The following is a 23,153-nucleotide window of genomic DNA, read 5'->3' on the forward strand; positions in this document are numbered from 1 at the left end:
TACGGGATTCCCCGTACCCGCGAGCCGTCGCGGCGGGACCTCGTCAGGGACGCCGGCGGTGCGTCAGCACGCGCCGCCGTCGGCCCACGGACCCCACGCCGAGGCGCCGGGGGTGTCGTTCTGGGTCCAGTAGCGCGCCGTCCACACGTGACCGCCGTGGCTCACGACCGCGCCGCCGGTGTAGACCGTGCCCGCGACCCAGGCCGCGGCGGCGCACTCGCCCGTGCCGGTGCCGGGGCCACCCGGACCCCCGCCGCTCCCGGAGCCCGGGAGGTCGACGACGGTGACGCCGCGCGGGTGGTCGTACGTCGTGGCGTAGTCCACGCCGTCGACCGTGACGATCACGTTGGAGAACTGGGCGGCCGGCATCGACCACTTGAGCTGGTTCGTGATCGAGCCGCCCGCCGGGATGCCCCCCGTCGGGACCGTGAACTGCACGGTGTGGAAGTCGCCGTCGAGGCCGCCGACGTTGTCCCCCGTGTGGCCCTTCGCGGTGACCGTGGTCTTGAAGCCGCTCCAGTCGCTCATCTCGCCCGGGTCGGTCGTGCCGTACTGGAACGAGATCGTCGCGCCCGCCGGGATGTCCTTCGCGCCGTTGTTGGCGAAGACGACCTTGGGCGAGATCGGGTAGTTGTTGTCGCCGAGCGCGAACTCCGTGTACCGGATGTCGACGTCGAGCGCCTGCGTCGGCATCGTCCGGTCGGCGTTCGCCTTCGACGCGCCGTACGGCGTCGTGGCCGAGAGCTTGCTGTGCATGAGGTCGACGAGCGTGCTGCCGATCTCGTACTGGCCCTTCGCCTGGTCGTAGCCGAAGTCGCCCGCGAGCTCCCAGATCATCAGGCCGCCGAGGCCGGTGTTCGCGACGTAGTCCGCCTTGGCCGCGATCGCCTCGGTCGAGTCACCGGAGAGGAACGTCTTCGTCTGCGCGTTCCACCACCACTCGTTCTTCGTGACCGGGTCGAAGTGGCGCTCGTAGGTGCCCTGGATCGTGTCCGTGACGCCGTACGCGGAGACGTAGTCGCCCGTCACGCCCTTCTCGAGGTTGAGCACGTGCCACATCGGGTTGACGCCGGCCGGGACCGCGTTGCCCTGCGGGTCGCTGTCGTACCAGAGGTTGTCGATGCCCTCCGCGCCGTAGCCGCACTTGTTGTTCGTGCCCGCCGGGCAGAGGAACCCGGCCGGCGCCTTCGCGGTGCCGCCCATGCCGTACGTGCCGCCCTGGACGCCCTGGAAGCCGCGCGTGTAGAACGGCACGCCCAGGTTGATGCGGCCGGCCTGCATGGCGCCGCGGAAGTAGTGCGAGGCCCAGTCGCCGTTGAGGTAGCCGATGCCCTTGTACGCGCTGTACACGCCGCCGGCCGCGAGCTCGGGGTCCTTGCCGTCGTCGAACAGGGCTCCGTTGCCGCCCACGTACTCGTTCCAGGCGCCGTGCAGGTCGTACGTCATCATGTTCACGTAGTCCGTGTACTGCGTGACCTGGTAGACCTCCATGCCGCGCAGCAGCCAGCCCGACGACGGCGTCGCGGTCGTCAGCATGTAGTACTCGCCGTCCTGCGCGCCCGCCGCGTCGAGCTTCTCGCGCAGGGTCTTCATGAGGTTCACGTAGCCCTGGAAGAGCTGCCCGCGGCGCTTGTCGGAGATCTGGAAGTCGTCCGGGTTGCCGGCCTGGTTGTTGGACGTCGGGTACTCGTAGTCGATGTCGATGCCGTCGAACCCGTACTGGCGGACGAAGTCGACGACCGAGTCCGCGAAGGTGTCGATGCGCGCCTGCGACTCCGTCATCGTGTAGAAGCCGCCGGACGCGACGCGCTTCCCGCTCGCGTCGAAGTAGCCGCCCGTCTCGGCCCAGCCGCCCACGGCCGGGATGACCTTGACGCCCGGGTGGGCCTTCTTGTACTTCGCCAGCAGGTTGAAGTGGCCCGTGTAGTCGAGCGCCGGGTCCATCTCCGCGCCCGCGACGCCCGGCCACGTCATGTCCGTCGCCGCGTTGCCGGCCGCGCCCGCGTTCACGGAGACCTTGTCGTTGCCGTCGATGTGCGCGAACGCGTAGTTGATGTGGGAGAGCTTGTCCCAGGGGATGTCGCTCGCGAGGTAGCGCGGCTGGCCGTTCGTGCCGGTCCGCCAGCTCGAGAAGTAGCCGATGACGCGGCGGTCGAGCCCGTTCGGCAGCTTCTCCCGACCGCTCTCGTCGTACACGTCGCAGTAGGGCGTCCTGACGCCCGGCGTCTGCGCCATGCCGTCAGGACGGCACTTCTCGTCCGGGTTCGCGGCGGGGTCGGTCGTCGGCTCCGTCGTGGGGTCGGTGGTCGGGTCCGTCGTGGGGTCGGTGGTCGGGTCCGTCGTCGGGTCCGTCGTCGGGTCGGTCGTCGGGTCCGTGGTCGGGTCCGATGTCGGCTCCTCGGTCGGGGTGTCGCCGCACGCGCCGAGCGACTCCCAGGGGCCGTACGCCTCCGCGCCCGGGACGTTGTTCTGCGTCCACCACTTCGCCCGGTAGTTCTGGCCGCCGTACGAGACGGTCGCGCCGCCCACGTAGGCGGGGGTCGCGGACCAGGGGTCCGCGCACGCCGTGGCCGTGGCGGCGGCGAGGGGGGTCGCGGCCTGCGCGGCCGCGGCACCGGCGAGGCCGGTGGCCAGCACGGCGAGCGTCGTGACGGCCGCGACGACCTGTGGCCGGCGTCCGGGAGCGCGGGGGGCGCGCGCCCGAGGGGTCAGGGACAACCGCATGGGGTACCTCGATCTGCTGGGTCGGTGCGCACGACGCCGGACGGCGTCGCGTCGGGCACGGTCGCCGGGGGGAGGGCGACCGACGGGTGAAGGGTTGCTGAGGGGTGCCGAGCGGGACCCGTCACGACGGCGGTCGACGACGGAGGCGTTCGGTGACGCGGCGAGGGGAGGGTGCACGGGCGGGTGCACGGGACTCGTCACCGCACCCGCCGTCGACCACGTCGTGGACGGGGCCCCGCTCGGCGGCGCCGGTCGCTCGTGGCGACCGGCGCCGTCAGGGGTGGGCGTCAGCAGGCGCCCAGCGACTCCCAGGGGCCGTACTGCTCCGCGCCCGGGACGTTGTTCTGCGTCCACCACTTCGCGCGGTAGCTCTGGCCCTGGTAGGAGACCGTCGCGCCACCGGTGTAGACCGCGCTCGACGACCAGGCGGGCGCCGTGCACGTGCCCGGGTCGGTCGGGTCCGTGGGATCGGTCGGATCGGTCGGGTCGGTCGGGTCCGTCGGGTCCGTCGCGCCGCACGTGCCGGTCGCCTCCCACGGGCCGCCCGCGCTCGGGCGGTCACCCTGGGTCCACCACTTGGCGCGGTAGTTCTTCCCCTCGAACGACACCGTCGCGCCGCCCGTGTACACCGCGGTCGACGACCAGGCGGCCAGGCAGTCCGTCGGGTCGGTCGGGTCCGTCGGGTCGGTCGGGTCCGTGGGGTCCGTGGGATCGGTCGGGTCCGTCGGGTCGGTCGAGCCGTCCGTGCCGTCGACCGGACCCGCCGGGAGCGCACGGACCTTGTCCGTGAAGGTCCCGAGCAGCGTGCCGTCATGGTTGCCGGAGAGGTCCCACCACATGCCGCCGCCGAGGTTCAGGCGGTCGATGTACTCCGCCTTGGCGGCGACGGACCGCGCGTTGTCGTAGCCCCACCACTGGTCGCCGTCGTAGCGCCAGGCCGAGACCGTCGCCGGGTCGTAGTAGTCCTGGCCCCGCGTGCGGAGCTTGTCGTAGTCCTCGTTGCCCGCCTCCCAGGTGCCCGGTGCGGCCCCGTTCGCCGCCGACCACGGGGCCGAGGACGTGACGCCCTTCCAGCCGCGGCCGTACATGGCCATGCCGAGGCCGAGCTGGCTCGGGTCGACGCCGCCGCGCAGGTACTCCTGCACCGCCTTGTCGGCGCTGAACTGGCGGTTGGCCGCCCGCGGGTCGGCGGGGTCGTCGTACAGGTTGGCCTGGGGGCCGGCGAGCGCGGGGTCCCACGCGCCGTGCAGGTCGTAGCCCTGGACGTTGCCGTAGTCGAGGTACTCGAAGATCGCCGGGTCGTTCCAGCCGCCCGCCGCGATGTCGTCCGGGTTGGCCGGGAGGAACGCCGAGAGCAGGTAGTGCTTGCCGGTCTGCGCGCCGTACGCGTCGAGCTGCTTGCGGAACTCGGCGAGCAGCAGCTTGAAGTTCGCGCGGTCGTTGACGGTGTCGACGTAGTTGCCGACCTCGCCGTTGTTCGAGCCGGGCCACTCCCAGTCGATGTCGATGCCGTCGAACACACCGGCGGCGGCGCCGGCCCCGCCGCGGCCGTCGATCACCGGGAGGTTGCCCTTGATGTAGATGTCGATGCACGACGACACGAACTTCTCGCGCGACGCCTGCGTCGCGGCAGCCCGCGAGAAGTTCTTGGACCAGGTCCAGCCACCGATGGAGATGAGGGCGCGGAGCTGCGGGTTCTTCGCCTTGAGCTGCTTGAGCTGGTTGAACGAGCCGGCGAGCGGCTGGTCCCACGTGTCGGCGACGCCGGCCACGGAGTTCGCGGCGGTGTAGCCCATGCCGAAGTCCGCCCACGCGTCACCGGCGCCGTCGGAGCCGTTGGGCCCCGTGCCCTGCGCCTTGTTCGCGATGAAGCACGTGAGGTTCTGGTAGTGGATGTTGCCGAACGAGTAGTTGATGTGCGTGAGGTCCTGGGCAGCGCCGGAGTCCTGGACCTTCTTGAGCTGGAAGTTGCGGCCGTACACGCCCCACTGCGTGAAGTAGCCGACGTTCCGGTAGCCGTTCACGTCGCTGTCGCCCGGGTGGGAGACGGCGGCGGGTGCGACCTCGGCGGCCTGGGCCGGTGCGACTCCCGCGAGGAGTCCGCCGACGAGCGCCGCAGCGGTCGCGAGCGCCGCGACGCGTGCGCCGCGACGGCGCCCGGGTCGGGGTGGTCGGGTGAAGAGGGACACGTCCATGGGTCCTGCCTCGCTGCTGGTGCGGTGGGCCACGCTGCCGTCCTCCGGAGTCGTCGTCGCCCTCGGGTCCTCTCGAACGTAATGACGCGGGCACCGCGGCGTTATCCGCGCTTCCCACATTGTTCATGGTGCGAACTTACCCGCCACGTAAGGGTTCACCCGTAGGACAGAGGCCCTCAGAAGCGGACGAATCACACCGAATCGAACGCGGCTCGCGCCCCTCGCTACGTAGCGTCCCGACGGGGGTGGTGGGTTCCCCTCAACGCCCCACCCGGTGCGCGAGCACGGTGAGCTCGACGCGCGAGCGCACCCCGAGCTTGCGGAACACGCGACCGAGGTGCACCTCCACCGTGCGCACCGAGAGGTACAGCTGGTCCGCGGCCTCCCGGTTGGACGCGCCCTGGACGACGAGCAGCGCGACGTCGAGCTCGCGCTCGGTGAGCTCGTCGGACCACCGGCCCCGGAGCTCGGCGAGCGCCTCGTCCGACACGTCGCTCTCGCGCACCGCGAGCCGGCATGCGTCCGGCGGCACGGGACGGGCCACGGGCTCGGCTCCCGGCCGCTGCCCGCCGAGCACCCCGGGCAGCGGCGCATGCAGGCCCGCGGCGCGCGCCGCGGCCGCCCACGAGCCGGCGGGCGCGCCGCCCACCACGGCCCCGGTCGCCGCTACGACCGGCCCCGCGGGCACCGGCGTCCCGGGCGCGTCGTCCGTCACCGGTCCGCCGAGGAGCCGGACGACGTCCGCGTGCTCCTCCCGCGCGATCGTCGTCCAGGCGTCCGCCCCCGCGTCGTCGAACAGCTCGATCGCGGACAGGAAGAGGCCGTGCGCACGCTGCAGCTCTCCGGCCCGCACGAGAGCCCGCGCGGCGCAGAGGTCCGTCCGCGCGTGCTCGTAGGGCGAGGCCGTGGTCCGGTTCACGCGCGTCGCCCGCTCGAGCGGCGCGGTGAGGTCCTCGGGCGCGGCGAGGGACACGTCGGCCCGGACGAGCGTCGCCGACCGCAGCGACGGCGGCAGCTCCTTCGCGTCCACCTTCCGCCGGGCCAGCGCGCGCTGCGCCGCGTCGTGGCGCCCGGCGACGACCCATGCCTCGACGTCGTCCAGCCCGGGCAGCGGGAGCATGCGTGCGCTGTCGGGGCGCTCGCGCTCGGCCGCGAGCTCCAGGAGCGTGGCCGCCTGGGTCACGTGGTGCGCGAACGCCGCGCCCATCGCCCGGTCCACGAGGAGCCCGAGCCGGACCGGGCGGGACGTCGGGCTCGCGCACGTCTCCTCGAGCGCCGTCGCCACCGGTCCCACGACGCCGCGGGTCATCATGTCGAGACGGCGCGCCGCCGCCACGCCGAGCCCGGCGAACGGCAGCCCGAGCGGGAGCCGGAACGCCGCCTCGGCGAGCTCGTCCGCGGCCCGGGTCAGCGTGCCGCGCCACAGGTGCACGAGCGACTGGGCCAGCCGGACGTGCGCCTCCGCGAGCGGCGTGAGGGCGGCGTCCGGCCCGTCGAACCACCGGCCGCCGTCGCGGACCGGCGCGAGGGACGCGACGACGCTCGCGAGCGTCTGTGCCGCGTCGTCCAGCCGGTCGTCGGCCGCGAGGGCGAGCGCACGGCTCACCTGCAGCGACGCCTCGTGGTCGGGACCGAGGTCGACGTCGGGGACCACCCCGCGCTCGCCCACCCCGAACACGGCCGCCCAGGACCGTGCGAGAGCGAGCCCCGCGGCCGTCTCGTCGTCGTCGCACCACGACGCGAGGAAGGTCGCCGTGTCGAGGAGCTGGGACGTGCTCACGCCGTCGCCCCGCTCGGCGTGCAGCCGTGCCGCGTTGAGCACGCCCGACACGACCCCCGCCACGGCGTCCGGCGCGAGGTCGTCGGGCTGTCCGCCGCGCAGGTAGGGCGAGAGGACGTCGTCCGGGACCTGACCCTCCGCGAGCGTCAGCGCGGCGACGAGCGGCCCGAGCGTCCGCGCGCGCAGCGCGTCGTCGCCGCTGCGAGACGCCTTGCGCAACCAGTCCGCCGCGTCCTGCACGTGGCCCGACCGCAGCGCGGCGACGCCCGCGATCGCGAACGCCTCGGCGCGGTGCTCGGTCGCGGCCTGGCTCGCGGCCTCGCGGGCCACCTCGTGCGCCCAGACGACGTCCCCGCGGTCCAGGTGCCGACGCGCGATCCGCAGCAGTCCCGGGACGAGCGCCGGGTCGCCGACGAGCGTCGCGAGCGCCGAGTGCCACACCGCGACGTCCTCCTCGCCCGCCCGGCGGTGCGCCTCGGCGAGCGCGACGTGCGCCGAGGTGCGCTCCGCGAGCCGCGCGTCCGCGTGGACCAGGGACCGCATGCGCGGGTCGACGAACGCGAAGCGGCCACCCACGAGCGCGAGGTGCTCGGCGAGCGGGCCGTCGAGGACCTCGTCCATCGCGAGGCCGGTCGCCGACAGCAGCAGCTCCGTCCGGTCCACGACGGCCACGGCCGCGACCAGGAGCGCGTGCCGCTCCCCCTCGCTGAGGGCGGCGAGACGGTCGGCGAAGAGCGAGCGCACGGCGGGCACCGCCGGCAGCGGGTCCGGGAGGATCGACCCCCCGGAGAGCTGCTCCGGCGTGAGCAGCGCCGCCGTCTGGGTGAGCGCGGCGGCGTTGCCGCCGAGGAGCGACGCGAGGCGCGCCGCGACGTGCGGCGCGACGGCGAGCCGGCGCTCGACGAGCAGCAGGTGCAGGGCGTCGGCGGGCGCGAGCGGCGGGACGGCGCGGAGCTCGAACGGCCCGGAGGACGGGTCGAGCGCGCCCGCCGTCGCCGTACCGAGGAGCACGACCGGCGCGTGGCGCTGCGCGACGAGGCTCGCGAGGACGGCCCTGCTGAGCTCGTCCTGGAGGTGCAGGTCGTCGGCCACGAGCACGACCGTCGCGCCGTCGAACGACTCCACGAGGAGCTCGGCGAGCGCGACCGCCGCGACCTCCGGGAGGTGGCCGAAGCCGGGGTCGACGGGCTCGAGGACGCGCGTGAGGCGCTCCGGCACGACGCCGCCCGCGAGCTGCGACACCTGCGACACGAGCGACACGACCGCGGAGCCCGGCGCGGGAGCACCCGCGGGCGGGCGACACCGCAGGGTGAGCGTCGGGCGCGCGAAGGTGGACGTCGCGACGGCCTCGCACACGAGCTCGAGCGTCGCGCTCGCCCCCATGCCGCGCTCGGCCGTCCACACGAGGCCGCCCTTGCCCTCGCTCACGGCAGCGAGCGCGCGGTCGACCTCCTGCGCGCGGGAGGAGAGTCGCTCGAGCCGTCGCGCGGACCGCGTGTCCGCGCGACGGTGCGGCTCGGGAACCAGGTAGTCGTGCTGTTCTGACATGTCGGGACCCTCCGTCCGGGGGCTTCGTCGCCCGTCGACCGGATGAAATGTTAACAACCCTCCGTAAACAAGGGATCACCACATCGTTTCCCGGTCGTCACACGACCGCCACCTGGGCCGACGGCGCTTGCCCCGTCTGGGACGGAGGGCTAGCCTGGCCTCGATCCCCGTCGCGGCCACGGTTCTCGTGCGCCCCGACCCGGGTGCGGCGCCCACGGCGCCGCCGCCACGAGAGCGAGGTGAGCCCCATGCCGGACGGCAGCAGTCATAGAACCGTGCACTGCGCGCTCACCCTCCGTGGCCCGCAGCCCGTCGCCTGAGTCGGCGAAGCCCGAGGACTCGCGCGGCCGGCCGTCGCCCCGCGCGGGGAGGTCGCCAGTGCGCACCGCGCGCGCCGTCGTGCGCGCCGCAGGAACACCCGCCGACGCACCTCGCCGACCCACCCGCGCCCGCCGCCCACCCCGTGGCGCTCGCCCGTGGTCGTCGGCCCGCCGAGAAGGACGACCACCATGACCCAGCGCTCGCCTGCCACCGAGACCCGGACGCGCCCCGCACGCCTTCCCCTGCGCGACGCGCGCGAGGACCGACGTCGCGCCCGCCGACCGAACCTGGAACGCCAGTCCATCTCCTTCACCGTCGGCCTGTACGTGTTCATCTGCGTCGCCCTGCTGCTCGCGCACGTCACCGCCGGAGGTGTCTGATGACGACGACGCTGCCCGAGCCCACGGGCCTCGCCCTCACGGCCGGTGCCGACCGTGCCCTCCCCGCCCCCGCACGCGGCGGGCTGGACCTGCACGCCCGCGCGCAGGGCGCCGGCGCACCCCGGTTCGACCCCCGCGTCCTGCGCTCCCGCTGGGTCCAGGTCGGCGTGGGCGACCCCGACGCGACGGCCCGCGCCGCCGAGCACGGCGTCGACTTCGCCGCCGCCGGCGACCGGGTCTGGGAGACCGACGCGCACGTCTACCTCCCGGTGACCGCCACGCGACGCGACGGCGACCGGGTCGTCTACGAGCGGATCGTGCTCGCCCTCTCCCCCGACGTCGTCGTGACCGCCCAGCCGCAGCGCCACTACGGCGTCTTCGACAAGGCGATCGCGCGCATGCGGCGCACCCCGTGGCTCACCGGATCCTCCTACGGGGTGGCGTACGCGCTGCTCTACGCGCTCAACGAGGCGGCGGACCGCGTCGTGTCGTACGCGAGCGACCTGCTCGAGGACATGTCCGACGAGATCGACGAGGCGACGCGCGGCGTCGACTCCCGCGGTCGGGAGATCGGGGTGAGCGACATGCAGGACACCATCACCCGGATGAACCGCGCGGAGGAGATCGTCTCGCGCGCCCAGGAGTCCCAGCTCTCGCTCGCGCGCGCCGCACGGCACCTGCGCAGCGAGATCGCCGACTCCGACCCCGTTCTCGCCGGGCTCGTGGAGACCCTGGTGGCCGACATCGACGGGGTGAAGCAGCACGCGAGCTTCGAGCACGACAAGGTGCGGTACCTCCAGCAGGCGATCATGACCTCGCTCGACGTCAAGCAGGCCCAGATCGTCAAGGTCTTCACGATCATCACGGCCGTGTTCCTGCCGCCGACGCTCATCGCGTCGTTCTACGGCATGAACTTCACGCACATGCCCGAGCTCGACCGCCCCTACGGCTTCACGCTCACCGTCCTGCTCACCCTCGTGGCAGCCGTCATCCCGCTCGCCTACATCAAGCGCCGCGGCTGGCTCCGCTGACCCCGACAGCGCGCGCTCGCGTCTCGCCGGCGAGCCCGGCCCGCGGCGCGCGCTCGGGTCTCCAGCCCGCGGGCTCGGGCCTCAAGCCCGCGGGGTCGGGTCCGCGGCGCGGGTGGCCTCGGTGCTCGGGGCTGCGGCGCCGTCACCCTGGCCTGTCGGGCGTGGGTTCTCGGAGCGCCGCTCTGATGCCCCTTCGCATCCGAGCCCACCCCCACCGCTCTTCCATCAGCCCACCCACGGCCCGCCGCCCGGCCGACCAGGCCGTCCTCGCAAGCCGAACAGGCGACCACGGCTCGTCAGGCACCCCCCGACGATCCACAACCACCTGCTCGACGTGACGTCGCCACGACTCGACGCGACATCGCGACGACCAGCCCGTCCGACGGTGACGCGACCCACGGCCACGGCGCTGCGGCACCGGGATCCGGGGGCCGGGGCCGGGGCCGGGGCCGGGGCCGGGGCCGGGGCCGGGGCCGGGGCCGGGGCGACCGTGCCACGCGGTGACCGAAGGCGACGGCGGGAACATGCTCGGTGAACCGACACCGCGGGCAGTCGCCCGAGGTGGGCGGAGACCGGGGCGAGACGACGCCGGGCGGGGTGGGTGGTGGTGCCGCGTCGTGGTCGGGCCTGGCGGGAGCCGCGAGGAACGAGCGGCGGATGGTAGACGCGGCACCACCACCCACCCCGCCCACCCAACCCAGCCACACGCCGTCGAACACCAAGAACCACGGCTCTACCTCGGCCAACCACGGCTCTACCTCACGCGATGCGCTCCGGGAGGTGCGTCAGGCCTCGAGGATCAGGGTGACCGGGCCGTCGTTGACGAGCTCGACGGCCATGTGCGCGCCGAACCGTCCGGTCGCGACCTCGATCCCGCGCTCGCGCAGCCGTGCCACGACCGCCTCGACCAACGGCTCGGCGACGGGCCCGGGGGCTGCTCCGTTCCACGACGGCCGGCGGCCCTTCTTCGTGTCGGCGTAGAGCGTGAACTGGCTGACGACCAGCACGGGTGCGCCCTCGTCCTGCACCGACCGCTCCCCCGCGAGGATCCGGAGCTCCGCGATCTTGCGCGCGATGGTCTCGACCTGCGCGTCGCCGTCGTCGTGCGTCACGCCGACGAGCGCGAGCAGCCCGGGACGGTCGATCGCCCCGACGACCTCCGTCGTGCCGTCGTCGGCCACGACGCTCACGCTCGCGCGCGAGACGCGCTGCACGACGGCCCTCACGAGCGACGCTCCGCGTCATCCGTCGGCGCGACGGACGCGCCGTCGAGGACCGGCCGCACGACGCCCACGGGCCGGCCCGCGCCGAGCACGGGCACGTCGCCGAGCGCGGTCAGCGCCGCGTCGTCGACCCCCGCCACGCCGAGCGCGCCGAGGCGTCGGAGCGCGGCGGCGAGCACCGCGGGCCGCGGGCGGGAGCCGCCGTCGAGCACCTTGAAGGCGAGGGCGCTGCCGTCGGGCAGACCGGCGCCGTAGACGCCGTCCGCACCGTCCTTGGCGACCAGGCCGGGCACCGCGCGCATCGCGAGCGTCGCGTCCCGGCCCGTCCCGCCGACCATCTCCGGGAACGCCGCCATCGCGCGCGCGACGTGCGCCTCCGGCGAGCGCGGGTCGCGCTCCGGGGCTGCGGCGAGCCGCCCGAACGCCCGCGCCAGACCGCGCACGGTCGTCGAGAAGAGTGGCGCGCCGCAGCCGTCGACGGTCACGTGCTCGACCGGCACGCCGGTCGCCTCGGCGACGGTCTCGCGGACCGCGACCTGCAGCGGGTGGTCGACGTCCAGGTAGGTGGCGGTGTCCCAGCCGGCGGCGACGCACGTCGCGAGCATCGCCGCGTGCTTGCCGGAGCAGTTCTGCGTGATCGACGACGGCCCGTGGCCCTCGAGCTGCCACGTGAACGCGGCGGGCGGGTGGAGCGGCATGTCGGGCGTGTTCCGCAGCGCCGACTCGTCGAGCCCGGCGCCGTCGAGGATCTCCCGGACGCCGGCGAGGTGCTCCGGCTCCCCGTTGTGGCTCGCCGCGGCGAGCGCCAGGAGGCGGGGTGGCAGGACGAGCCCGTGCCGCAGCATCGCGACGGCCTGGAACGGCTTGACGCTCGACCGCGGCCAGATCACGGCGTCGGCGTCGCCACGCTCCAGGACCGGCTCGCCGTCGCCGCTCAGCAGGACGAGGTGTCCGGCGTGGACCGACTCGACGAGGTCGCCCCGGACGACCTCCGCGAGCGGGACGGCGGCGCGCTCGACCCCGCCGTGGACGTGCGCGGTCACCGGCGCGTCACCAGCCGCCCGGGCGGCCCGACGACCCGTTGCCGCGGCCGTTGCCGTACGGCTGGAGCCGCGGGCGCACGTCGACGAGGTAGACGATCGCCGCGACGACCGCGATGAGCCCGATGAAGCCGAGGTTCACACCGCCGCCGAGGGGCAGCGAGAGGAACCCGAGGGCCGCGGCGACCGCGAGGATCGCGAGCCAGATCGGCTTGGTCAGCTTCCCCTCGGCCGTGAACGCTCCGGCCGGACGCCGGATCGCGTCGACGAGCGCGAAGAGCTGCGTCCCGAACACGACGAGCGAGAGCGCGAGGTAGACGATCCACTGCAGCGACCCGATGATTCCCACGGGCACGAGCCTACGGTCTGGCGAGGGGCCACGGCACCACCCGCAGCCCGACCGACCGCGCGGCGGTCACCACGTGCGGGTCCCAGGCGGCGACGATCGTGTCGTCGTGCGCGACGGCGAGGGCGCTCGCCACGTGCACCGCGTCGTTGCTGCGCAGCGCACCGGCCGCGACGAGCGCCGACGCGCGGTCGGCGACCTCGCCCGAGACCTCGACGACGTGGAGCGCGGGGTACAGCTCGTCCCACGCGCCGAGGGCGCTCGCGTGGCCCGGGCCGTCGAGCACGCCGGCGCGGGCGCCCGCGGCGAGCGCCGCCCGCACCTCGACGTCGGCGAGGCGGCTCGTCACGACGACGTCCGCCCGGTTCCACAGGCGGCTGGCCAGCGCGGAGCCGGCCTCGGGGACGCAGAGCTTCACGAGGGCGCTCGCGTCGAAGTAGACCAGGGCCATCGGGGCCTCAGCGCCGGATCCGACGGACGAGCGCGGCGACGCCGCCCCCACGACCACCACGGACGCCGTCGGACGACCGCGCCCCGTCCGTCGTCGCGGGTCGCGCGCCGGCGTCGCCGCCCGCGGGGACCACGTGGACCGGGCGCTCGCCCGCCGGCGGGACCAGCACGCCGTCGCGCACGAGCTCGGTGACCAGGTCTGCCGTCGCGACGCCCGTCAGCCGGGCGACGGGGACGCCGCGCTCGGTGATGACGACCTCCTCGCCATCCCTGGCCCGCTCGATCCACGACTTGAGCTCGGCGCGCAGGGCGCTGACGGGGACCTCCATGCCCCGACGGTACCGGCCCGGGGCGCCGCTGTGCAGGGTGAAGAACGTCCGGTTCGCCCCGACGGGCCGGGATGGTCCGCTCAGAGCTCGGGAAGGGCGTCGCGCGCCTGCTGCGGCGACGCCCCGGCCGCCTCCAGGAGGTCGACGATGGGCGACCGCACGAGCATTACGAGCGACTGCACCTGCCAGTCGCCGTCGCCGAGCGCGTGCGGGTCCGCGCTGTGCGCGACCTCGAGGAGGACCTCGCGCGCGACGGCCGGGTCGCGGCCGGCGCCGACCGCTTCCGCGAGCACGTGCACCCCGGCGCCGAACCGGGCGACGAGGTCCGCGACCGCGTCGAGCTCCCGCTCGTCCGGCCCGCCCGCGACCGGCATCGCACGCCGCGCCAGGACGCGCACGCTGCGCATGGCGCGGTCCACGAGGACGGCCTGTCGCTCGAGCCCGCCGAGCTCGTCGCGGTGCCGCAGCCCGGCCGCGGTGACGCGTGCGAGCTCCCGTGCCGACGACGCCGCCGACTGCCAGTCCTCGAGCGCTCCCTCGGAGGCGCGGCCCTTGACGAGCGCCGCCTCGAGGTCGGCGCGGTCGCGTCTGCGCAGCCCTCGCGCGAGGACGTCGAGGACGGCGGCGAGCTCCGTCGTCGCCTCGGCACCCAGCAGCCGGGGACGACGGCGGGGGTCGCCGGGCGTGAGCGCCGCGACCGCGAGCGCGACGGCCCCGCCCACCAGCGCGTCCGTCCACCGCCCGAGCGGGCCGCCGGCCTGCGCCGCCGGGAGCCCGACGATGACGATCGCCTGCACGCCGGCCTGCGTCGTGAGCATCGCGCCGCGGTCGATGAAGCGGGCCGCGAGCGCGGAGACGGCGAGCACGACGGCGACCTGCCACCACCCGGAGCCGATCGCGTGGACGACGAGGTCCCCGAGCCCGACGCCGATCGCGACCCCGACCGCGAGCTCGAGGACGCGGCGGAGCTGCCGGTCCTGGCTGAACCCGAGGCACACCCACGCGGAGACGGGGGCGAAGAAGGGAGCGGTGTGGCCGAGACCGTACCGGGCGATGCCGAACGCGAGGCCCGCGGCGGCCGACGCCTGGAGGATGGGCCACAGCGCCACGCGGACGCGTGAGACGCCCTGCCGGATCCGGGCGCGCAGGAGGAGCCGGCGCCACGCGGTGCGGGCGACGTCGACCGCGCCGGGTCCGGAGGCCGGGCCCGGCGGGCGCCCGGACGCCGGCCCCGCGGTCACAGCATGCTCGTCGGCGCGCCCTCGCCGCGGGGCGTGATCCCCCGGCCGACGGGGCCGCGCGGGGCGGGACGGTCGACCGAGACGCCCTCGCCGGGCACCACGACCTCCTGCGCCGCGGAGATCGCGCCACCGTCGCAGTCGACCAGGAGCTCGGCGTCCTCGGGGACGCTGCGCTTGAGGACGGCGAGCGCGATCGGGCCGAGCTCGTGGTGGCGCGCGACCGACGTCACGGCGCCGACGGGCCGCCCGTCGAGCGTGACCTCGGCGCCGGGCGCGGGCAGCAGGTGCCCCGAGCCGTCGAGGTGCAGCATCACGACCCGGCGCGGCGGGCGCCCGAGGTTGTGCACGCGCGCGATCGTCTCCTGGCCTCGGTAGCAGCCCTTGTGGAGGTGGACGGAGGTGCGCAGCCAGTCGGTCTCGTGCGGGATCGACCGGTGGTCGATCTCGGTCGCGAGCCGCGGCCGCCACGCCTCGACGCGGGCGGCCTCGCTCGCCCACGTGCCGACGAGCCGCCACCCGGCCGCCTCGCGCGCGGCGACGGCGTCGGCCAGCTCGGCCCGCGGCACCAGCACGAGCCGCCACGGCCGCTCCCGGCCCGGGTGCTCGTCCTCGGGCGGGCCGTACCGCGTGCCGCCGCCGGTGACGCGCGGCCACGGGTCGCGCCACGTGACCGGCTCGCCCTCCGCGCCCTCGGCGTCGACGGGCTCGCCGAGCGCCGCCCACGCGTCGGTGGCGTCGGAGATCTCGACCCGGAGCATGAACTTCATCCGGTCGAGCCAGGCGGCGAGGTCGGCGGCGTGCGAGCGCTCGGTGACGAGCCAGGTCGTCTCGCCGTCGTCGACGACGGACGCCGCGTGCTCGACGTGCCCCTGCGGGGAGAGGACGAGCAGCTCCGTCGACGTGCGCGGGGAGAGGTTCGTCAGGTCCTGCGACGTGATGGAGTGCAGCCAGCTCAGCCGGTCGGGACCCGTGACCGTGACGACGCCGAGGTGCGACTGGTCGACGACGGCACCGCCCGTGCGCAGCGCGCGCTGCTCCCCCGTCGGGTCGCCGTAGTGCCAGGCGACGCCCTCGTCGGGGCCGGTCGCGGGCACCGCGCCGTGGCGGGACAGGAGCGGGCTGGTGTAGCCGGTGGTCACGGGTGGTCCTCCTTCGTCGGCGCGTCCGGGCGTGCGGGCGCGCTCGTCCGTCGGCCCGCGGGTCAGGTCGTCGGGCGCCGGGTCAGCTTCGCGGACGCGTACGACTGCAACGGCTCACCGAAGGCCGCCAATTCCCACACCCACAGGAGCTGGCCCTCGACGAACCCGTACAGCCGCTTCGAGGCCGTGACCTCCGACGCGGTGGACGTGCGGGCGATCAGGTCGCTCGCCAGGTCCACGCGGCCGTTGCCGACCGCTCCGAGGTACACGGACACGCGGCCCGCGGGGTCGGCGATCAGCACCTCGAGCGGGTGCCGGTCGTCCTCGAGCCCGTCGGGCCGGTCGGTGGACACGCGCCAGTAGCCCGTCTCGGTGGACCACACGGGGGCGTCCGACGCCGCGGCGTCCAGCGTCGCGGCGTCGCGCTCGGGCCACGCGCCCTCGTCGGGGACGGTCTCCGGCACCTCGGTCTCGAGGAGTCGCAGGGTCGACTCGTAGCGCAGGTACGGGCCGCCGTCGTGGTCGAACACGACGTCGTGGACGAACGGCGTCTCCTCGATGCCCGGGTACTTGACGACCCCCTCGCCGCGCCAGCTCCCGACGAGCCAGGCGAGCGGGTAGACCTCGGGCGCGAGCCCCTCGGGGAACTCGAACGGCATCAGCGACCACCTCTCGGAGTCGGGCGGGGCGACGTGCGGGGGGCGGGGCTCGCCCCGCGCGGCAGCGTCAGCGCTGGCCCTTGTAGAGCTTGTAGACGACGTACCCCGCGAACCACGTGATGGTGACCGTCGCCGCGAGGAGCAGGCCGAGGAAGATCAGCTCGAGAGTGTGCGGACTCATGCGCCCGATCCTACCGGCCGGGCGGGACGACCACGCCGCGGGCGGGGAAGGCGCCGGCGGGGAGGGCTACGCTCGGCCGCGTGACCGACATCGTGCCGCCGCCCGCGGCTCCCCGTCAGCGCTCGCTCGTCGTCAAGGCCACCTCGGGGCTCGACCGCCCCGAGGCCGCCAACCAGGCGTTCACCGTCGCCGCCGCGGCGGTCGCGGCAGGCGTCGAGGTGAGCGTGTGGCTCACGGGCGAGGCCGCGTGGTTCGGGCTGCCCGGGCGTGCGGCGGAGCTCGAGCTGGAGCACGCCGCCCCGCTGCCCGACCTGCTCGACGCCGTGCTCGCCGCCGGCACCCTCACCGTGTGCACGCAGTGCGCGGCGCGCCGCGGGATCACGGCCGACGACGTGCTGCCCGGCGTGCGGATCGCCGGCGCGGCGGTGTTCGTCGAGGAGGCGCTGCGCGACGGCGCACAGGCCCTCGTCTACTGACCCGCGGCCGACCGCACCGGTTCACCGGCGCGTCAGCCCGCGAGCTCGTCAGCGCGGGGGCGTCAGCGCGCGGGAGCGACCCGGCGCAGCAGCAGGTACAGCTCGCACCCCAGGCACAGGCCGAACGCGGCGTTGAGGACGGCGGCCACGAGCGCGAGCGCCGCCGCGGCGGGCACGGCCGCCTCGACGCCGAGCAGCCCCAGCACGACCCCTGCGCCGGTGATGACGAGGCCGACCGCCTGCGCGAACCGCGGCGGCCTCGGGTCCTCGCGCTCCGCCGTCGGGCCGATGCGCGGGAGCACGACCACGCGGTAGACCCACGCCTGCCACGTGCCCTGCGCGCCCCGGATCGCGCCGAGCAGGAAGCTCGCCGCGACGAGCGCGAGCAGCACGAGCGCGGCGGGCGACGTCCACAGGAGGATGACGACCGCGAGCAGCAGCGCCGTGATGCCCGCCCCCGCACGCGGCCCCCGCGGGTCGATGCCGGCGGGCGCAGTCCCGCGCTCCGTCGTGGCGTCGCCTCGCCCAGCCTGGTCGCTCATGCGGTCTCCTCCGGTGCGGCCGTCGGGGACGGCGTGGGTCAGGCGTCGTGCGCGGTCGCGGAGGCCGCTCCCGCGTCCGCGACGGCGAGCGCCGCGAGCGCCTGGGCGCGGTTCATCCCCCCGCTCGCGCGGGCGACCTCCCGACCCTCCGCGTCGAGCACGAGGACGGTCGGCGTGCGCAGTATGCCGAATGCTCGCACCAGGTCGAGGTGGTCGTCGACGTCCATCTCACGATGCGTCACGTCGTCGTGCGCTGCGCTCACCTCGCCGAGGACGCGCGCCGTCGCCCGGCACGGCGCGCACAGCTCCGCCGAGAACTGCACGAACGTGCCGCGCGCACCCAGCACGACGCCGTGGGCGGGCCAGTCGAAGGACGCCGCGCCGTCGCCGGTCGCGGACCCGGACGTCGTCGTGCGCGGCGCGCGCACGACCCCCTGGCGCCGCTGCCACCACACGCCGAGGGCGAGCGTCGCGAGCAGGGTCGCGCCGAGGAGCACGACGGGGAGCACCGACGGCGTCATCCCACGATCACCCGGCCCACCACGAAGATCAGCGTCCCGCCGACCGCGACCGGCAGCGCCGTCGCGGAGAACGCGCCGAGGCGCCCCCGCAGCTCCGGGAGCTGGTCGAAGAGCGCGTGGAGCGACGCGACGAGCAGGCCCGCGACGACGCCGGACCAGACGCCGCTCAGCAGGTCGAGGTCGGGCATGACGTACCCGACGGCACCGCCCGCGGCGACCGCGAGCCCCAGGGTGAGCGCGGCGTTGGTCCAGCCGCCCAGCGGCAGCGCCGAGACCGCGGAGGCGACGGCCAGCGCGACCGCGCACGTCACGACCAGGGACTCGCCCGCGTCGGTGCGTCCCGTCGCGATCCAGCCCGCGCACGACGTCGCGACGACGATCCCGCTCACGGTCCCGACGAGCGACTCGACCAGCCGCGGGCGCCCGTCGCGGCGCAGGAGCTCGGCGACGAACGCGAGCACCACGGCGAGCGCGAGCACCACGGGCAGGTGCCGCAGCGCGGGCTCGCCGTGCGTCGCGGCCGTGGCACCCACGGCGCCGAGCCCGGCGATCGCGATGACGACGCGCGTCCCGCCGTGCACGGGGATGTCGAGCAGGCGCGGCCACCCGATCGCGACGATCAGGGCCAGGGCCCCCGACGCCGCGGCGAGCGGGAGCGGGCCGAAGAACGCGGCGACGGCGATGCCCGCGGCGAGGCACGCCGTGACGACGGCCCGGGTCGAGAGGTCCACGCGGTCAGCGCCCCGTTCGGGGGTCGCGGGAGGGCGTCGGGTCGTGCAGCACGCCTCAGAGTGTCGCAGAGTCTCCCGCCGGACCGCCTACCGGCCCGGCACGCGCACGGCCGTGGAACGTTCGCCGTGTCCGCGCCCGGCACGCGATACGGTAACCATCCACGGACCGAGAACGTGGCCGATGACGTGGCGAGCCCCGCAGAGGTACGTCCCGGCCCGGTCGCCACGCGTCGACGCCCGGGGGCGCCGCCCGCGCCCCGCGACCCGGAAGGAGGTGCCGGATGGCAGACCTGCTCATCCTCACCCCCGCGACAGGCGGTTCTGTCGAGGTCCTGCCTGCCCTCGGCCTGCTCTCGCACCGCATCCGAGTCCTTCCCATGGAGCCGTCGGCGCTCGTCGACGCCCCGGACTCCGACGTCGTGCTGCTCGACGCGCGGCGCGACCTCGTCGCGGCCCGCACCACGTGCCGCCTCCTGCACGCCACCGGGCTCACGGTCCCGCTCGTGCTCGTCCTCACCGAGGGCGGCCTGACCGTCGTCACGGCGGAGTGGGGGGCTGACGACCTCCTCTTGGAGGGCGCCGGCCCGGCGGAGGTCGAGGCCCGGCTGCGCCTCGTCGTCGAGCGGTCCGCGCGCGGCCCGGCCGAGGACGGTCCGCAGGAGATCGCGGCGGGCGAGCTCGCGATCGACGCGAGCGGCTACACCGCACGGCTGCGTGGCCGGCCCATCGACCTCACCTACAAGGAGTTCGAGCTCCTCAAGTACCTCGTGCAGCACCCCGGCCGCGTGTTCACCCGCGCCCAGCTGCTCCAGGAGGTGTGGGGGTACGACTACTACGGCGGCACGCGGACCGTCGACGTCCACGTCCGGCGCCTGCGCGCCAAGCTCGGCCCCGAGCACGAGCAGCTCATCGGGACGGTGCGCAACGTCGGGTACCGGTTCGACCCGCCGAAGGACCGCCGCCCCGCCGAGGGGGCGGAGGACGCCGGGGCGGGCACCGCCGGGTCGTCGGCCGACAGCGGGCCCGGGACCCCGGTAGGTTCGTCCGGGTGACGCCCGACCCCTCCGACTTCACGTCCGCGCTGCCCGACGGCCCCTGGCGCCATGAGCTCGTCCCGGCCAACGGCGCGCGCTTCCACGTCGCGCTCGCCGGTCCCGAGGACCGCGGGGTGCGGGACCCCGGGCCGCCGCTCGTCGTCCTGCTCCACTCCTTCCCGCAGTTCTGGTGGGCGTGGCGCCACCAGATCGAGCCGCTCGCCGCGGCGGGCTACCGCGTCGCCGCGATGGACGTGCGGGGTGTCGGCGCCTCCGACAAGCCGCCGATCGGCTACGACGCCCCGACCCGCACGCGCGACATCGCGGGGGTCGTGCGCTCGCTCGGGTCCGGACGCGCCGTCGTCGTGGGCCACGGCACGGGCGGAAGCCTCGCCTGGGCGATGGCCGCGCTCCAGCCCGCCGTCACGGCCGGCGTCGCCGCGTTCTCCGCGCCGCACCCCGCGCGGCTGCACACCTCCGCCCGCCGCCTGCTCACGCCCGCCGCGCTGCGTCAGCTCGCGTTCTACCAGGTGCCCACGCTGCCCGAGCGCGCGCTCGTCCGCGGCGACCTCGTGGCCGAGGTGCTCGCGACCGGGGCGGCCACGCCCTTCGCGCCCGACGTCGTCGAGACGTACCGCACGGTCATGCGCATCCCGTTCGCGGCGCACACCGCCATGGAGTCGCTGCGCTGGGCGGTGCGCTCGACCCCTCGCCCGGACGGCCGTCGCTTCCTCGCCGCGCTCCGCCGCCCGATCGACGTCCCCGCGCTGCAGGTCCACGCCGAGGAGGACGGCCTCGTGCGACGCGACCTCGCCGACGCCGACGGCGCCGCGCTCGCCCGCGACTTCCGCTTCGAGGTCGTGGACGGTGCCGGCCACTACCTCCCCGAGGAGGCGCCCGACGCCGTCACGGACCTGCTGCTCGACTGGCTCCCGCGCGCCGTCTAGCCGGGACCTCAGCTCGTCTTGACGAGCTTCGCCGCCTTGACCGGGTCGACCTCGCCGACACCGAAGGACGGGCACCAGCGGGCGATCGTGCACGCGCCGCACGCGGGCTTGCGCGCGAAGCACACCCGCCGGCCGTGGAAGATCAGCCGGTGCGAGAGCATCGTCCACTCCGACTTCTCGATGAGACCGCCGACGACCTGCTCGACCTTGACCGGGTCCTCCTCGGTGGTCCAGCCGAGACGGCGCACGAGCCGGCCGAAGTGGGTGTCGACCGTCAGCCCCGGCACGCCGAACGCGTTGCCCAGCACGACGTTCGCCGTCTTGCGACCCACGCCCGGCAGGGTCACGAGGTCCTCCAGGCGTCCCGGCACCTCGCCGTCGTAGCGCTCGACGAGCGCCTGGCCGATGCCGATGACCGACTGCGCCTTGGCCCGGAAGAACCCGGTGGGGCGCAGCAGCTCCTCGAGCTCCTCCCGGTCCGCGCCCGCGTACGCCGCGGCGTCCGGGTACCGCGCGAACAGCGCCGGGGTCGTGAGGTTGACGCGCTTGTCCGTGGTCTGCGCGGACAGGACGGTCGCGACGAGCAGCTCGAGCGGCGTCGTGAAGTCCAGCTCGCAGTGCGCGTCCGGATAGGTGACCGCGAGCTCGCGGTTGGTGCGGCGCGCCCGCCGGACGAGGGCGAGGTGCGACTCGGGCTTCGGCGCCCCCGTGCGGGCCGGCTCGGTGGTGGTCACGGACCCACCGTAGCCGCCGCCCCCGACACCCGAGTTGCAGCCGTAGGGCAGACTTGTCCTGGAACATTTCCGAGGACGAGACGATAGGACACCCCGCGTGGACGACGACGTTGTGCTCTCCGCCCCCCTGTTCGCGACGATGGACGCGGACGAGACGCGCACCCTCTTCGAGTCGATGCAGCAGATCGAGCTCTCCCGCGGCGACGTGCTGTTCCGCGAGGGCGAGCCGGGCGACCGCCTCTACGTGATCGCGAGCGGCAAGATCAAGCTGGGGCGCCGCTCCAACGACGGCCGCGAGAACCTCCTGTCGATCCTCGGCCCCGGCGAGATGTTCGGCGAGCTCTCCCTGTTCGACCCGGGCCCCCGCACCGCCACCGCGAGCTCCGTCGCCGACTCCGTCATCTACGAGCTCGGGCACGACCAGCTCGTCGAGTGGATCGAGAAGCACCCGAGCGTCGCCAAGCACCTGCTCAACGCCCTCGCGCGCCGGCTGCGCCGCACGAACGAGACGCTGGCCGACCTCGTGTTCTCCGACGTGCCGGGCCGCGTCGCCAAGGCGCTCCTGGACCTGTCGACGCGCTTCGGCGAGGAGACGGACGAGGGCATCCGCGTCGCGCACGACCTCACGCAGGAGGAGCTCGCGCAGCTCGTCGGCGCGTCGCGCGAGACCGTGAACAAGGCGCTCGCCGACTTCGCGACGCGCGGCTGGGTGCGCCGCGAGGGCCGGGCCGTCGTCCTGCTCGACATGGACCGCCTGGAGCGCCGCGCGCGCTGACCGCCGCACCGACGAGGACGGGGTCGGCGACCGGGTCCGCGAGGACCTGGCCGCCGACCCCGTTCGCGTGCCGGCAGAGGGTGCTACTCCGCGAGCTCCACGACGATCTCGACCTCGACCGGGGCGTCGAGCGGCAGGACCGCGACGCCGACGGCGCTGCGGGCATGGACGCCCGCCTCGCCGAATACCTCTCCGAGGAGGGTGCTCGCGCCGTTGACCACCCCGGGCTGCCCCGTGAACGACGGGTCGCTCGCGACGAACCCGACGACCTTCACGACGCGGGCGACCTGGTCGAGGTTCCCGACGACGTCGTGCACGGCGGCGAGCGCGTTGAGCGCGCACTGCCGCGCGAGGGCTGCGGCCTCGGTGGACGGGACGAGCCCCTCGCCGTCGCCGACCTTGCCCGTCGCGGGCAGGGCGCCGTCCACGAACGGGAGCTGGCCCGACGTGTGGACGTACCGGCCCGAACGCACGGCGGGCACGTAGGCCGCGACGGGCGCCGCCACCGGCGGGAGGGCGAGGCCGAGCTCCGTCAGGCGCGCGGCGATCGTCCCGGCGGGGAACCCCGCCACTACTTCTCCCCGGTCGGGCGCTTGAGGTAGGCGACGAGGCCGTTGCCGTCAGGGCCCGTGACGACCTGGACGAGCTCCCAGCCGTCGGAGCCCCACTGGTCGAGGACGGCCTTGGTGTTGTGGATGATGAGGGGGATGGTCGCGTACTCCCACGTGGTTGCCATGGGGCGAGCGTAGTCGGCCGCCGCGGGCATCACCCGCGAGCACCGCCGCGGGATGCTTACACAACCCGCA

At 75.0% G+C, this 23,153-nt stretch carries 23 protein-coding genes; 6 read left to right on the plus strand and 17 right to left on the minus strand.

What is annotated here, in order from left to right:
- Positions 1 to 63 precede the first annotated feature (63 nt).
- The 3 genes from ACTJIY_RS18175 to ACTJIY_RS18185 form a co-directional block, all read right to left on the minus strand.
- Complete coding sequence (locus tag ACTJIY_RS18175; protein ID WP_440675133.1) at positions 64 to 2,718, minus strand: glycosyl hydrolase family 18 protein; 2,655 nt, start codon at positions 2,716 to 2,718, stop codon at positions 64 to 66.
- 293 nt (positions 2,719 to 3,011) lie between these two features.
- A complete protein-coding gene (locus ACTJIY_RS18180) occupies positions 3,012 to 4,952 on the minus strand; it encodes a glycosyl hydrolase family 18 protein (protein WP_440675134.1) in 1,941 nt (646 codons plus the stop codon).
- 226 nt (positions 4,953 to 5,178) lie between these two features.
- Positions 5,179 to 8,247: a LuxR C-terminal-related transcriptional regulator gene (locus tag ACTJIY_RS18185; protein ID WP_440675135.1), complete on the minus strand. Its 3,069-nt coding sequence runs from the start codon at positions 8,245 to 8,247 to the stop codon at positions 5,179 to 5,181.
- A gap of 509 nt (positions 8,248 to 8,756) precedes the next feature.
- On the opposite strand from ACTJIY_RS18185, the gene ACTJIY_RS18190 reads away from it, so the two are divergent.
- Positions 8,757 to 8,948, plus strand: coding sequence for a hypothetical protein (locus ACTJIY_RS18190; protein ID WP_253053861.1), 192 nt, complete (start codon positions 8,757 to 8,759; stop codon positions 8,946 to 8,948).
- Complete coding sequence (locus tag ACTJIY_RS18195; protein WP_353708394.1) at positions 8,948 to 9,979, plus strand: CorA family divalent cation transporter; 1,032 nt, start codon at positions 8,948 to 8,950, stop codon at positions 9,977 to 9,979. The genes ACTJIY_RS18190 and ACTJIY_RS18195 overlap by 1 nt, the downstream gene beginning before the upstream one ends.
- A gap of 785 nt (positions 9,980 to 10,764) precedes the next feature.
- Here the strand turns inward: ACTJIY_RS18195 and dtd are convergent.
- The 8 genes from dtd to ACTJIY_RS18235 all read right to left on the minus strand — a co-directional run bounded on the left by dtd (position 10,765) and on the right by ACTJIY_RS18235 (position 16,406).
- The gene (gene dtd, locus ACTJIY_RS18200) at positions 10,765 to 11,205 is read right to left on the minus strand and encodes a D-aminoacyl-tRNA deacylase (RefSeq protein WP_253053866.1); all 441 of its coding nucleotides are present in this window, start codon (positions 11,203 to 11,205) and stop codon (positions 10,765 to 10,767) included.
- Positions 11,202 to 12,245 carry an asparaginase gene (locus ACTJIY_RS18205; RefSeq protein ID WP_440675136.1) on the minus strand — a complete coding sequence of 348 codons (1,044 nt, stop codon included), beginning with the start codon at positions 12,243 to 12,245 and terminating at the stop codon, positions 11,202 to 11,204. The genes dtd and ACTJIY_RS18205 overlap by 4 nt, the downstream gene beginning before the upstream one ends.
- Before the next feature lie 7 nt (positions 12,246 to 12,252).
- The gene (locus ACTJIY_RS18210; RefSeq protein ID WP_308202327.1) at positions 12,253 to 12,591 is read right to left on the minus strand and encodes a DUF2516 family protein; all 339 of its coding nucleotides are present in this window, start codon (positions 12,589 to 12,591) and stop codon (positions 12,253 to 12,255) included.
- Between the two features lie 10 nt (positions 12,592 to 12,601).
- Entirely contained in the window at positions 12,602 to 13,039 is a 438-nt protein-coding gene (locus ACTJIY_RS18215; protein ID WP_440675137.1) for a type II toxin-antitoxin system VapC family toxin, read from the minus strand.
- Positions 13,040 to 13,046: 7 nt separating this feature from the next.
- Positions 13,047 to 13,367 carry a type II toxin-antitoxin system prevent-host-death family antitoxin gene (locus tag ACTJIY_RS18220; protein ID WP_440675138.1) on the minus strand — a complete coding sequence of 107 codons (321 nt, stop codon included), beginning with the start codon at positions 13,365 to 13,367 and terminating at the stop codon, positions 13,047 to 13,049.
- Between the two features lie 80 nt (positions 13,368 to 13,447).
- Positions 13,448 to 14,608, minus strand: a complete 1,161-nt coding sequence (locus tag ACTJIY_RS18225) for an FUSC family protein (protein WP_353708390.1) — start codon at positions 14,606 to 14,608, stop codon at positions 13,448 to 13,450.
- A complete protein-coding gene (gene ygfZ, locus ACTJIY_RS18230) occupies positions 14,605 to 15,747 on the minus strand; it encodes a CAF17-like 4Fe-4S cluster assembly/insertion protein YgfZ (protein WP_253053876.1) in 1,143 nt (380 codons plus the stop codon). Before ygfZ ends, ACTJIY_RS18225 begins: the two co-directional genes overlap by 4 nt.
- A gap of 62 nt (positions 15,748 to 15,809) precedes the next feature.
- Positions 15,810 to 16,406 (minus strand): FABP family protein, encoded by a 597-nt coding sequence (locus tag ACTJIY_RS18235; RefSeq protein WP_353708388.1) that lies wholly within the window; start codon positions 16,404 to 16,406, stop codon positions 15,810 to 15,812.
- A gap of 261 nt (positions 16,407 to 16,667) precedes the next feature.
- Between ACTJIY_RS18235 and ACTJIY_RS18240 the strand changes: the two genes are divergently transcribed.
- Positions 16,668 to 17,063 carry a DsrE family protein gene (locus tag ACTJIY_RS18240; protein WP_253053880.1) on the plus strand — a complete coding sequence of 132 codons (396 nt, stop codon included), beginning with the start codon at positions 16,668 to 16,670 and terminating at the stop codon, positions 17,061 to 17,063.
- Between the two features lie 62 nt (positions 17,064 to 17,125).
- Here the strand turns inward: ACTJIY_RS18240 and ACTJIY_RS18245 are convergent, their stop codons facing one another.
- The 3 genes from ACTJIY_RS18245 to ACTJIY_RS18255 are packed head-to-tail and all read right to left on the minus strand — an operon-like array spanning position 17,126 to position 18,857.
- Entirely contained in the window at positions 17,126 to 17,605 is a 480-nt protein-coding gene (locus ACTJIY_RS18245) for a DUF4395 domain-containing protein (protein ID WP_253053882.1), read from the minus strand.
- A 38-nt stretch (positions 17,606 to 17,643) separates the two neighbouring features.
- On the minus strand, positions 17,644 to 18,126 hold the full coding sequence (locus ACTJIY_RS18250) for a thioredoxin family protein (protein WP_440675139.1): 483 nt from the start codon (positions 18,124 to 18,126) through the stop codon (positions 17,644 to 17,646).
- Entirely contained in the window at positions 18,123 to 18,857 is a 735-nt protein-coding gene (locus tag ACTJIY_RS18255) for a hypothetical protein (protein ID WP_353708385.1), read from the minus strand. The genes ACTJIY_RS18250 and ACTJIY_RS18255 overlap by 4 nt, the downstream gene beginning before the upstream one ends.
- A gap of 281 nt (positions 18,858 to 19,138) precedes the next feature.
- Here ACTJIY_RS18255 and ACTJIY_RS18260 point away from each other — a divergent pair, with 281 nt between their 5' ends.
- Together ACTJIY_RS18260 and ACTJIY_RS18265 are read left to right on the plus strand one after the other, a co-directional pair.
- On the plus strand, positions 19,139 to 19,909 hold the full coding sequence (locus tag ACTJIY_RS18260) for a winged helix-turn-helix transcriptional regulator (protein WP_253053888.1): 771 nt from the start codon (positions 19,139 to 19,141) through the stop codon (positions 19,907 to 19,909).
- Entirely contained in the window at positions 19,906 to 20,838 is a 933-nt protein-coding gene (locus ACTJIY_RS18265; RefSeq protein ID WP_440675140.1) for an alpha/beta fold hydrolase, read from the plus strand. The genes ACTJIY_RS18260 and ACTJIY_RS18265 overlap by 4 nt, the downstream gene beginning before the upstream one ends.
- An 8-nt stretch (positions 20,839 to 20,846) precedes the next feature.
- Here the strand turns inward: ACTJIY_RS18265 and nth are convergent, their stop codons facing one another.
- Positions 20,847 to 21,572, minus strand: a complete 726-nt coding sequence (gene nth / locus ACTJIY_RS18270; RefSeq protein WP_439157716.1) for an endonuclease III — start codon at positions 21,570 to 21,572, stop codon at positions 20,847 to 20,849.
- A 97-nt stretch (positions 21,573 to 21,669) separates the two neighbouring features.
- Between nth and ACTJIY_RS18275 the strand changes: the two genes are divergently transcribed.
- Entirely contained in the window at positions 21,670 to 22,347 is a 678-nt protein-coding gene (locus ACTJIY_RS18275; protein ID WP_021481784.1) for a Crp/Fnr family transcriptional regulator, read from the plus strand.
- Between the two features lie 83 nt (positions 22,348 to 22,430).
- Here ACTJIY_RS18275 and ACTJIY_RS18280 read toward each other — a convergent pair whose 3' ends face one another.
- Positions 22,431 to 22,919: a RidA family protein gene (locus tag ACTJIY_RS18280; protein WP_253053895.1), complete on the minus strand. Its 489-nt coding sequence runs from the start codon at positions 22,917 to 22,919 to the stop codon at positions 22,431 to 22,433.
- Positions 22,919 to 23,083: a hypothetical protein gene (locus ACTJIY_RS18285; RefSeq protein WP_021481786.1), complete on the minus strand. Its 165-nt coding sequence runs from the start codon at positions 23,081 to 23,083 to the stop codon at positions 22,919 to 22,921. The genes ACTJIY_RS18280 and ACTJIY_RS18285 overlap by 1 nt, the downstream gene beginning before the upstream one ends.
- Positions 23,084 to 23,153 lie beyond the last annotated feature (70 nt).

Source organism: Cellulosimicrobium sp. 22598, assembly GCF_052044445.1.
Lineage (GTDB): Bacteria > Actinomycetota > Actinomycetes > Actinomycetales > Cellulomonadaceae > Cellulosimicrobium > Cellulosimicrobium cellulans_G.

Bases quoted from the DNA above. Each gene is read 5' to 3' on its own strand.
- ACTJIY_RS18285 (WP_021481786.1), bottom strand. From the start codon at position 23,083: ATGGCAACCACGTGGGAGTACGCGACCATCCCCCTCATCATCCACAAC.
- ACTJIY_RS18195 (WP_353708394.1), top strand. From the start codon at position 8,948: ATGACGACGACGCTGCCCGAGCCCACGGGCCTCGCCCTCACGGCCGGT.
- ACTJIY_RS18250 (WP_440675139.1), bottom strand. From the start codon at position 18,126: ATGACGCCGTCGGTGCTCCCCGTCGTGCTCCTCGGCGCGACCCTGCTC.
- ACTJIY_RS18235 (WP_353708388.1), bottom strand. From the start codon at position 16,406: ATGCCGTTCGAGTTCCCCGAGGGGCTCGCGCCCGAGGTCTACCCGCTC.
- ACTJIY_RS18215 (WP_440675137.1), bottom strand. From the start codon at position 13,039: ATGGCCCTGGTCTACTTCGACGCGAGCGCCCTCGTGAAGCTCTGCGTC.
- ACTJIY_RS18185 (WP_440675135.1), bottom strand. From the start codon at position 8,247: ATGTCAGAACAGCACGACTACCTGGTTCCCGAGCCGCACCGTCGCGCG.
- ACTJIY_RS18220 (WP_440675138.1), bottom strand. From the start codon at position 13,367: ATGGAGGTCCCCGTCAGCGCCCTGCGCGCCGAGCTCAAGTCGTGGATC.
- ACTJIY_RS18245 (WP_253053882.1), bottom strand. From the start codon at position 17,605: ATGAGCGACCAGGCTGGGCGAGGCGACGCCACGACGGAGCGCGGGACT.
- ACTJIY_RS18260 (WP_253053888.1), top strand. From the start codon at position 19,139: ATGGCAGACCTGCTCATCCTCACCCCCGCGACAGGCGGTTCTGTCGAG.
- ACTJIY_RS18190 (WP_253053861.1), top strand. From the start codon at position 8,757: ATGACCCAGCGCTCGCCTGCCACCGAGACCCGGACGCGCCCCGCACGC.